An 8,723-nucleotide genomic window follows, 5' to 3' on the forward strand; every position below is an offset into this window, starting at 1 on the left:
CACCGACACGGCCAGCACCGCCTGGGCGACCAACCCGCTCGCCGTGACCGGCACCTTCACCTCGGCCGGGCACCTGTGGTCCACCACGTGCACCCCGAACGTCACCGACGGACCGCGCACCTGCCGGCCCTACATCTGGGCCACGGTGTATGGGCGGACCGCTCTGACCACCGGTGGCTACACCTTCTGGTCCAGGAACCAGTGGGTGTTCAACAACATGGTGGTGCTCTCGTAGGAGGCGCGCTCGTGGGCGTTGACCGCGCGGCGATAGGGCGTTCGGGAAGTCCCGTGCAAGCGTCACTTTCGCCGCACCTCACCCTCGCTGACCCAGGGGTAGTGCTGGAGCCCGATCCCTCGGTGGTACTGCAGGAGCGCCCGCCACGGATCACAGCGATGGGCTGGCCGCTGCCAGGCCAGCAGCGATCCCTCGAACTCCCCATCGGGCTGGGCGACGACGACCGGCTTCGGGATGCCCAGGATCTGGCAACTCACGGCTGCCAGCACTCGCGGCTGGCGACCAGGCGTCCTACCTGACCGGTCGGACGCGCACGTTGACGGAACCGCGCCACTGAACCGGTTCGGAGTCGCCTACCTCGGCGAAGATCGCAACCGTGCCGAGCGTGCACGTCCCGCCGGACACGATGTACCCCGCGTCGAGGATCTCCGCGAGGAGCGCCTCCGCGCCTGCGTGGGCCTCATGGGACGTTGGGTGGGTCTGGGCCGTCTCCGCGTGCACGGTGTAGCCGTCCGGGTCGACATAGATCGTCCACCACTGGCTGCTGCCGGTGACCTCCGTGCTCGCGGCTCGGTTCAGGACCGCTTCAAGATTCGTCATCTGCACAAGATCGCATGCGGTGACGACGACGTCACCACCACGTACGCGCCCGGCGGCTCGCCCCAGTCGAGAGGCTGATCGTCGAGGGCGACCGCGTGCTCGGTCGCCGCGACCCACCGGTCCCGGCCGAAACTGATCTGCCGTGAGATCGCGATGGCCCGGTGGCCGTCTGGGCGGCGGGCTTGGCTGGTCCGCTCGACTGAGGGACGTCTGCTTGCTTCCTGCTGTCTAAAGGTTGGCTGCGCAGCGTCACCGAGTCGATAGGCCCTGTCGCGACCGGGGTCTGGACATTCCGGCGGGCGGGATCGATCGTTGAACCGTCACCGAACTGTCCGAGATGGCCGAGGGAGGACGCCGTCCCGCTCGCGCGGAGGGTGGAAGGATGCTAGCAACGGCGATCGCGGTCCACCAGGCCGCACACGCGGTGATCAAGCAGGCCCTCGACCTGCCCGTGGAGACGGTGGCTGTCACGGTGTGCGGCGGTGAGCCGTCGCCGGGCTGGGCCGACCCGGACGTGTACTGCGACGACGAGCACCGGCTCCTGGCCGAACGACACATCACGTCGCTGTTCGCCGGGGCCGAGGCGGAACGCCGCTACCGGGCGGTGATCGGACAAGACGACGACCGGGCCGTCGAGGACGCGGCCAACGGCGACATCGCCAGCGCGTTCCACCTCGCGGTGTTCATCGCCACGCACCCGAACGCCGACATCGGCTGGGCGCGGTCCGAACCCGCCTTGCGGCTGGCGCTGGGGCTGCCTGAGCCGTTTGGATTCCCCGCCGTTGACATCACCGTGGCCGCGGCGTTGCTGGACCGGGGGCGCATGAGCGCCGCCCGGTTGGTCGAGGACCGCTGGCTGCTGGTGACGAACCTTGCGACCGAACTGGTCGTGCTCGGGGGGACGATCAGCCCCGATCAGGTGACACGGATCTTGGCGGCACGCTAACTACTTAGCAGCGATCAATCAGTCGGGACCTTGTGCCCTCTCCGGAGTCGGGGGGACGGCCTAGGTTCTTGGCTGGCCCTCGCTGGGAGCCCCGGGGGAACTTCGGGCGGGGGCCGCCAAGACCACTGCGATCCGGGGGCACGACGTGGCGACTGACTACGACCAGCCGCGTGACACAGAAGCGATCGAGGCCGAGGAGGCTGCCTCCCTTGAGGCGCTGCGCGGCCAGGCTGCGAGCAAGACCGCGCTCCTTGACGTCGACGACTCCAACTTGCTGGAAGACCTGGAACTGCCCGGTGCGGACCTGTCCGCAGAGTCCCTGGTCGTAGCCATCGTGCCGACCCAGAGGGACGAGTTCCGCTGCCAACGGTGCTTCCTGATCTTGCACAAGTCCCAGCGGGCGGAACACGGCGCTGACGTCTGCCGCGACTGCTCGTAGCCCGGTTCGTCACACGGGCCATCGACGGTTCGCGCCGCGACAGTTCACGTCCCCCCGGCTGAGCCCGGATGTGACGAAGTCCCGACGGGGGGGAGGGTCGGGACTTCGCGGGGATGAGCATTCATTGTCAGGTGGGAGGAGAGTGGATCCCGTGCCAACGATGCGATGGATCTGCTCTCGCGGGAGGCCAGTGCCCAAGGTCCCAGACTGAACAAGCCCCCGACCCCTTCCTTGGGCCGGGGGCTCACTCAATAGTGAGTGGTCCTGTCGCTCCAGATGGGGAAATCAAGACGATCCAGACCCCGCAGCGGCGGGCGGCCGTACGGCGACGAGGTGGCCGGTGTACATCCCCATGACGCAGGTGAACGTGGTGGTCCCGGGTGGTAGGGCGGGCAGGTTGATTGTGTTGGTCCCTGCGGCCAGGTTCACTGAAACGCCGAGGTCGGGGACGCGCAGGAAGGCGCTGCAGTCGATGAACGAGGTGGCGTCGACGAGCCAGCGGATCGGTGTTCCGGCGTAGACGACCGTGTCGGCCGGGATGTACCCGGTCGGCGTCTGGGTCATGCGTACCGTCTGCACGCCGTCGGCCACGGTGACGTTCGTCGACAGGTGCTGACCAGCCGCATAACGGCCAGACGTCGGGTCGACCCCGAGGAGCCGCAGCCCACCGAGGGTGTTGATGACGGCGAAGGCCAGCACGGCCACGCCGACGGCGCGCAGCACGGTCGACCGACGAGGTCCGGTGGCCACCTCGGGTACCCCGGCCAGCGCCAGCAGCCCGGGGGTCGTCCCGAGCGCGAACGTCGCCATGATGAGTCCGGCGGAGACCGGGGTCGCCGTGGACAACGCGTACAGCTGAACGGCTTGGGTGAACCCGCAGGGCAGAAAGAACGTCGCTGCGCCGAGCAGCGCGGCGCGCACGTCGCTGTAGGAGCCACCGGCGGCCGCGTCGATGCCCAGTGCTCGACCAAGCCCGGTGGGCAGGGTCGGTGTCCAGCCCGCCAGTCTCGGCGAGATGCCGGTCAGCCGCAGGCCCAGGAGCGCCATCACCACGGCCACCGCGAGTACCAAGATCCCCATGGCACGGGTGGGCAGGCTCAGCGTCGCGCCGAGTGCACCGAGTAGCGCCCCCAGGACACCGAACCCGACGACCCGACCGGCGTTGAAGGCCAGGTGCGGACGCATCCGGGTGGCCAGCGACGGCACCGACGTCTCGTCCGCGGCGAGGGTGGCCGCGTGGGAGGCGGAGACCCCGAGGACCAGCCCGCCGACGAGGGCCATGCAGGTGGATACCCCGGCAGTCAGACCCAGGACCACAACCAGCGCCAGCCCACCCGCCGCCGGGTCGGTGAGCCGCGACGGCAGGTCGGCGAGCCCAGCGGACAGCGCCAGCCACACCGCTCCCCCCATGGCCACCGCGAAGAGCCCGACAGTGCGCCAGACCGACCGTTCCCGGGAGACCCACGGGCTGCGGCCGAGCCCGTAGCCCGCCGTCTGCAGCGCCGTCCGCAACGACTCACGCGGCGGGACCTGGGTGACCGTGAGGACGGCTCGACCCGTGCGGCTGGAGACGTCGGCGTCCTCCACGCCGGGCAGGGACAGCAGGCTGCGTGCCACCCGCCGCTCGCAGGAGGTGCACGTCATCCCGGACACGGGCACCGTGACGGTTCCGGGGACGGCCGCAGCGCCGTCGACGTCCGCCATCACCAAATCCTCCCGCCTCGCACCGGGCCGCGAAGTCCCACGGGTGGGACCCTTCTCACGGACCCCAGCATCGACCGAGTCCACCCCGATCGTTGCGGGTCGAAGGACCCGTCCTGCCCCGCAAGGTCCTTGGGCCGCGACAACCGCTCGGGGACGTTCGACCCGCCCCGGGCGCTTCCGTCCCGTGTGATGGTGTGATGTCGATTCTGGGAGGAGCGTGACCCGTGATGTATGACCACTACGGCCGCATGGGCGGCGGCGGGTTGTTCCTGGTGTTCCTGGCCCTGCTGGTGTTCTTCGGGCTGGTTGCCGTGCTGCTGGTGTGGGCCTGGTCCAGACGCCCGAGTACGCCGGTGGGGGGACCGGCCGCTCCCACGGGCAAGGGGTCGTCGGCCCGGGTGATCCTGGACGAGCGGTTCGCTCGGGGGGAGATCGACGAGGAGGAGTACCGCCGTCGCCGCACCCTGATGGAAGGCGGTCCGGGTGCCTGAGGTGAGCCGCCGCGCCCTCATCGCCATCTCGGCGGTGTCGGCCGTGGTGCTCGCGTTGTTGGGGACGGCGGTGGTGGCGGTCCTGAGTGGCGGTGGCTCCGCCGCCGGGCCGATGGCCGGGCTGGCTCCGGGCAACGGTGCGTGGCCGGACTCGTCCTGCTCCCAACCGTCCGAACCGGGCCAGGTGGTGACGTTCACCGCCCGGGACATGGGGACGGGCGGCGCGATGATGGGCGGGACGGCGGCGGGGCCGATGATGTTCATGCCCCGAGTCGCCTCGGTGCCCTCCGGCACAGTCACCGTGGTCCTGGTCAACGCGGGGAGCCGCCCGCATGAGTTGCTGGTTTTTCCGCTCACTGCAGGGCAGGTAGCCGGGCAGCGCCCGGTTGGTACGGATGACCGGATCGCCGAGACGGGAGTGGTCGGGGAGGTGCAGGCGGTGTGCCCGCCGGACGCCGGAACAGACGGGATCGTCCCCGGGGGCAACGCTCAGGTCACGCTGACCCTTGCCCCGGGCCGCTACGAGGTGGTCTGCAACCTGCCTGGGCACTACCGCCACGGCATGTCCGCCGCCCTCACCGTGACCTGACCGGCAGGGCAACCGATGGCCGCCAGCCTGCCCCAGCGTTGGCGACCATCCCCAGAGGCGAAGATCCTGCGGAAGCCGTAACCAGGGGCTTCTGCACCTGGCTGGCCAGCCCGGATAGGTCTTGTGCCTCTTCGACGATTTCGACGACGCGCCTAGCGTGATCAGCGGCGGGCAGGTCCGGTTCGTCCGCCGCCGCGTCAGGGGTGGTCACGATGCAAGCCGGGAGCCTTGGCCCCTCGAAGCCCCACCTGTGCGCCGGTGAGGCGACACGTTTCCGGGCGATCGTGCCCCGGGTCTTGGTGGCGGTCACCGGGCTGCTGCTGGTCGCGGCCTGCACCGGTGGACCGTCCGTGTCACCGTCACCATCACCGTCTGCGTCCGCCTCGTCTACTGCGTTTGACCTCACGGCCGGGCTGAGCGCCCCGCTGTCGATCACCCCGGTCGAGCACGCGAAGCTAGACGACTACAACGTCAACCTGCTGGTGACGACGAAGTCCGGGCCGGTGTGGGTCGCTGCGGACGAACGGTACGGGGCTCAGCCCCGCTCTGGCGTCTGGCACGGAACGGTCGGGAGCCCGGGCACCTGGTACCCGATCGGCAATGTGCGGGGGCTCGCGGTGGCACCCGACCAGAGCCCGTGGATCGCCGCGGGAGCGTCGCTGCTGACCTACCAGGGCGGGGCGTGGCGGAGCGTCGTCTGGCCGAACGGCTGGACCGTGTACGCCGTCAGCAGCCCGATGGTCGCACCGGATGGGGTGGTCTGGGCGTATCTGGGGGCAATCGACCCAGCCGCCCGGGCCGCCCGGAACCTGACCCTCCTGCGCTACGACGGCACGGCCACCCGTATGCCCGGACTGCCCTTCCTCCCGATGGGCGGCCTGCCCTCGCTGGTCATGGCCGCCGACGGCAGCGTGTGGACCGGTGGCGACTACGAGTCGACCATCGGGACCTCCGAATTCGGTGGCCTTCAGCGGTACGACGGGACGGCCTGGACGACGGTGCGCCCGCTCGGCGGGACCAAGGACGTCCCCGCCCTGGTCGCCACCGACCCCCAGGGCCCGGTGTGGGCGTACCTGGTCGACGTCGAACCGGTTGCCGGGACCCCCGACCAGTACCGGACCCGGTCTCGGGCACTGGCCCGCTTCGACGGCACCGCCTGGACCACCGTCACCGGCGGGCTGCCCCCCGGAATCCCGACGTCGATGGTCGCCGTGCACGGGACCGCGTGGGCGATGATGGAACCGGACCCTCTGCAACCCCAGATCCCTGCGACCACCGGCCTGTACCGATTCGACGGGACCGCCTGGTCTCACGTCACCGTCCCCTACAACCTCGACCTGCCCGCCTACGACCAGGTTCTGGCCGCCAACGCGAACGGGACCGTGTGGGTTCTCCTCGACGACAGCGTCCTGCGCCACGTTTCGCCCGGCCTGCCCTGGTGACCACGGCCGGGCGACCAGCTAGGCAGCGCCCTCGCGAGTCCCCCTGCGCCCAGTGCTGTCACCCCCTCGACCACACCTCGGCCTGGCTCACCCAGTGCTCGTGCTGCATCCCGACATCCCGGTAGTTCTGGACCAGCGCCCGCCATTGATCACCGCGATGGGCTGGCTGCTGCCAAGCCAGCAGCGACCCGTCGAACTCCTCGTCGCCCTGGATGACGGGGACCGGCTTCGGGCTGTCCAGGATCAAGCAGGCCACGGCTGAACCCGTCCGGCCAGCCGGTGCCCGCAGTGCAGCCCATGACGCGATCATGACCCTCCCGAGGCCCCTCGACAATGGCTGGCCCGACCGAGGGCGTCGACCAAGGAGCAGCGGCGGTCGACGAGGCGATTCTGTAGAAGGGGGGCAAGACCGCAGCCGCCCTAGCCACGGGGGGGCGCGGCCGAGCGGCTGCGGCGAGGGCGACGCTAGTCCGAGCGTCGGGACGGACCAACATCATCGATGGATGTGTCGCCCGTGGCCCAACCACACCCGCCGCGCCCGGGCCAGACGTGGCAAGGCTTGCCAGTTGTGCGTGAGACGACTCCCCGCTGAAGGCCGCCGAGCACGACGGAGCCCCGTCGGATCCACACCCCCTGGGCGCGACGAGGCTCCGACGCGAAGGTATCCCCTGTCGGTGTCGGAGCGCGCTAGGCCGTTCGGGTGATCGGTGCCGTGAATCTTGGGCACGGCGAAGCCACCTGCGCCTGGTCACCGGGTCCCCGGACCGCGTCGAAGCCTCGCCGCCACTCGGGAAGAGCGGGGTGAGCGGCGACAGGGCTTCGGTAGGGCTGGCCCCGCTGCCGCATGGATGCGAGTCGAAGCGGCAGCGGGGGGCTCCACAACCACCCCAGGCTAGGACTGGGATGGCACTGCTGCGCAGGGGCTTACGACTCGTACTCGCTGTCCGGGACTGCGGGGGCTCCCCACAGCACCGCTATCGCGAAGTTAGCCGCAGCCGCCGCAGCCTCGGCGACTCTCGCCGCCACCATTGCGGCGATCAGTCCGATTTGTCCCACCATGCGCGGTGCAACGCTTCGGGAGGGCGGCAGGTTCCTGATGGTTGGGCGGGCTTCCGCTGGCACGCCGAAGCCTCGTCACCCAGGAGAAGGAGGCGACGGGGCTCCGGGGATTGAACGCTCCGCTCGGGTTGTCAGGATCATCGGCCGCTGTCGGCGACGACCCCAGGGGGGCTACCGGGCACCTGGGAGGACCGGACTGCTCGGGGGTCGCCGCTGCAACCAGTGCACGGCGGTCTCAGGTCGGTGTCAAGGGCCAGGTCCGGCTCTGGTGTGCATTGTGCGTGCTGGGCGGTCAGCCCACGGCGTGGACAGGGCTGCGCTGATCGAGCGGAAGAGCCCCGAGCACGGTGTGCGGCGTTGACCCGTCGCCGCGCTGGGCCGACCAAGACACCCCTCGGTCACTTCGATGGCGTGGATCCGGTTCGGTCTTCCTGGCACGGCGGGGCCCAAAAGGCGACGACCGGCTGCCGGGGCGAGTCCAGGCGACTGCTGGGGCTCCAGGATGTGCCGAGTCGAGCCGAGAGTTCACGAGGCGGAGTCGCGGGACTGCGCAGGCCGATTGGAGGGATCTCGTGTCTTCCTGGGCTGCTGCGTTGCGCACGAGCGTGGTGGGAGGAAAGGGATCAGTTGGTGAGGGTTTCCGGCAGGCCCGCTGGTCGCTGTTTCGGAGCACCTTCCCGTCTGTCGAGCAGATGTCCGTCATCGATCTGGGTGGGAGGGCGGACACCTGGCTTCGGGCGCCGGTGAGGCCGCGGCACGTCCACCTCGTCAACCTCGAAACGGTTCTCGTAGACCTGCCCGATTGGATGTCCGCCGAGCAGGGGGACGCTTGCGAGATGTCTGAGTCGATTGGTACGGATGGCTACGACCTGGTCTTCTCCAACTCCGTCATTGAACACGTCGGTGGGCACCAGATGCGTCTGAAATTCGCCCGATCGGTGCGCCGATTGGCCCCACGCTCGTGGATCCAAACACCAAACCGCTACTTCCCCATCGAGCCCCACTTCCTGGGGCCCGGATTCCAGTTCCTTCCGGTGCCGGTACGAAGCGAGATCGTGAGCAGATGGCCGCTGGTCCACACGCCGTCAAGGGACCGTAGGGACAGCCTCACGGCAGTGCTGTCGACCGAACTGCTCGGTGTCGCCGAACTTCGTTACTACTTCCCCGAGTCACACATCCTCCGGGAGAAGGCTGGAGGCTGGACCAAGTCCCTCATCA

The 8,723-nt window shown here is 69.7% G+C and carries 12 protein-coding genes; 7 read left to right on the plus strand and 5 right to left on the minus strand.

The window, feature by feature from the left end; all coding sequences use genetic code 11:
- On the plus strand, window positions 1–235 hold a 235-nt coding region (locus VIM19_19220; protein ID HEY5186975.1), incomplete at its 5' end, for a hypothetical protein.
- A 62-nt stretch (window positions 236–297) separates the two neighbouring features.
- On the opposite strand, the gene VIM19_19225 is transcribed toward VIM19_19220, so the two are convergent.
- Window positions 298–492: a hypothetical protein gene (locus VIM19_19225; protein HEY5186976.1), complete on the minus strand. Its 195-nt coding sequence runs from the start codon at window positions 490–492 to the stop codon at window positions 298–300.
- Window positions 493–526: 34 nt separating this feature from the next.
- The gene (locus VIM19_19230; protein ID HEY5186977.1) at window positions 527–835 is read right to left on the minus strand and encodes a hypothetical protein; all 309 of its coding nucleotides are present in this window, start codon (window positions 833–835) and stop codon (window positions 527–529) included.
- Between the two features lie 382 nt (window positions 836–1,217).
- Here VIM19_19230 and VIM19_19235 point away from each other — a divergent pair, with 382 nt between their 5' ends.
- Both VIM19_19235 and VIM19_19240 read left to right on the plus strand, forming a co-directional pair.
- The gene (locus tag VIM19_19235) at window positions 1,218–1,781 is read left to right on the plus strand and encodes a hypothetical protein (GenBank protein ID HEY5186978.1); all 564 of its coding nucleotides are present in this window, start codon (window positions 1,218–1,220) and stop codon (window positions 1,779–1,781) included.
- Window positions 1,782–1,926: 145 nt separating this feature from the next.
- Window positions 1,927–2,220 (plus strand): DUF4193 family protein, encoded by a 294-nt coding sequence (locus VIM19_19240; GenBank protein HEY5186979.1) that lies wholly within the window; start codon window positions 1,927–1,929, stop codon window positions 2,218–2,220.
- A gap of 285 nt (window positions 2,221–2,505) precedes the next feature.
- Here the strand turns inward: VIM19_19240 and VIM19_19245 are convergent, their stop codons facing one another.
- Window positions 2,506–3,924 carry a sulfite exporter TauE/SafE family protein gene (locus tag VIM19_19245; GenBank protein ID HEY5186980.1) on the minus strand — a complete coding sequence of 473 codons (1,419 nt, stop codon included), beginning with the start codon at window positions 3,922–3,924 and terminating at the stop codon, window positions 2,506–2,508.
- A gap of 227 nt (window positions 3,925–4,151) precedes the next feature.
- Here VIM19_19245 and VIM19_19250 point away from each other — a divergent pair, with 227 nt between their 5' ends.
- From VIM19_19250 to VIM19_19260, 3 genes are all read left to right on the plus strand, one after another.
- Window positions 4,152–4,415, plus strand: coding sequence for an SHOCT domain-containing protein (locus VIM19_19250; protein HEY5186981.1), 264 nt, complete (start codon window positions 4,152–4,154; stop codon window positions 4,413–4,415).
- Window positions 4,408–5,004, plus strand: a complete 597-nt coding sequence (locus tag VIM19_19255) for a sulfocyanin-like copper-binding protein (protein HEY5186982.1) — start codon at window positions 4,408–4,410, stop codon at window positions 5,002–5,004. The genes VIM19_19250 and VIM19_19255 overlap by 8 nt, the downstream gene beginning before the upstream one ends.
- Window positions 5,005–5,288: 284 nt before the next feature.
- Window positions 5,289–6,446, plus strand: coding sequence for a hypothetical protein (locus VIM19_19260; GenBank protein ID HEY5186983.1), 1,158 nt, complete (start codon window positions 5,289–5,291; stop codon window positions 6,444–6,446).
- Between the two features lie 58 nt (window positions 6,447–6,504).
- Here the strand turns inward: VIM19_19260 and VIM19_19265 are convergent, their stop codons facing one another.
- Both VIM19_19265 and VIM19_19270 read right to left on the minus strand, forming a co-directional pair.
- The gene (locus VIM19_19265) at window positions 6,505–6,702 is read right to left on the minus strand and encodes a hypothetical protein (protein HEY5186984.1); all 198 of its coding nucleotides are present in this window, start codon (window positions 6,700–6,702) and stop codon (window positions 6,505–6,507) included.
- A 668-nt stretch (window positions 6,703–7,370) separates the two neighbouring features.
- A complete protein-coding gene (locus VIM19_19270; GenBank protein HEY5186985.1) occupies window positions 7,371–7,505 on the minus strand; it encodes a hypothetical protein in 135 nt (44 codons plus the stop codon).
- A 593-nt stretch (window positions 7,506–8,098) separates the two neighbouring features.
- Here VIM19_19270 and VIM19_19275 point away from each other — a divergent pair.
- Window positions 8,099–8,723: class I SAM-dependent methyltransferase (locus VIM19_19275; GenBank protein HEY5186986.1), on the plus strand; the 625-nt coding region annotated here is incomplete at its 3' end.

This window comes from Actinomycetes bacterium (genome assembly GCA_036510875.1).
Lineage (GTDB): Bacteria > Actinomycetota > Actinomycetes > Prado026 > Prado026 > DATCDE01.

Bases quoted from the DNA above. Each gene is read 5' to 3' on its own strand.
- VIM19_19230 (HEY5186977.1), bottom strand. From the start codon at position 835: ATGACGAATCTTGAAGCGGTCCTGAACCGAGCCGCGAGCACGGAGGTC.
- VIM19_19235 (HEY5186978.1), top strand. From the start codon at position 1,218: ATGCTAGCAACGGCGATCGCGGTCCACCAGGCCGCACACGCGGTGATC.
- VIM19_19245 (HEY5186980.1), bottom strand. From the start codon at position 3,924: ATGGCGGACGTCGACGGCGCTGCGGCCGTCCCCGGAACCGTCACGGTG.
- VIM19_19250 (HEY5186981.1), top strand. From the start codon at position 4,152: ATGTATGACCACTACGGCCGCATGGGCGGCGGCGGGTTGTTCCTGGTG.
- VIM19_19270 (HEY5186985.1), bottom strand. From the start codon at position 7,505: ATGGTGGGACAAATCGGACTGATCGCCGCAATGGTGGCGGCGAGAGTC.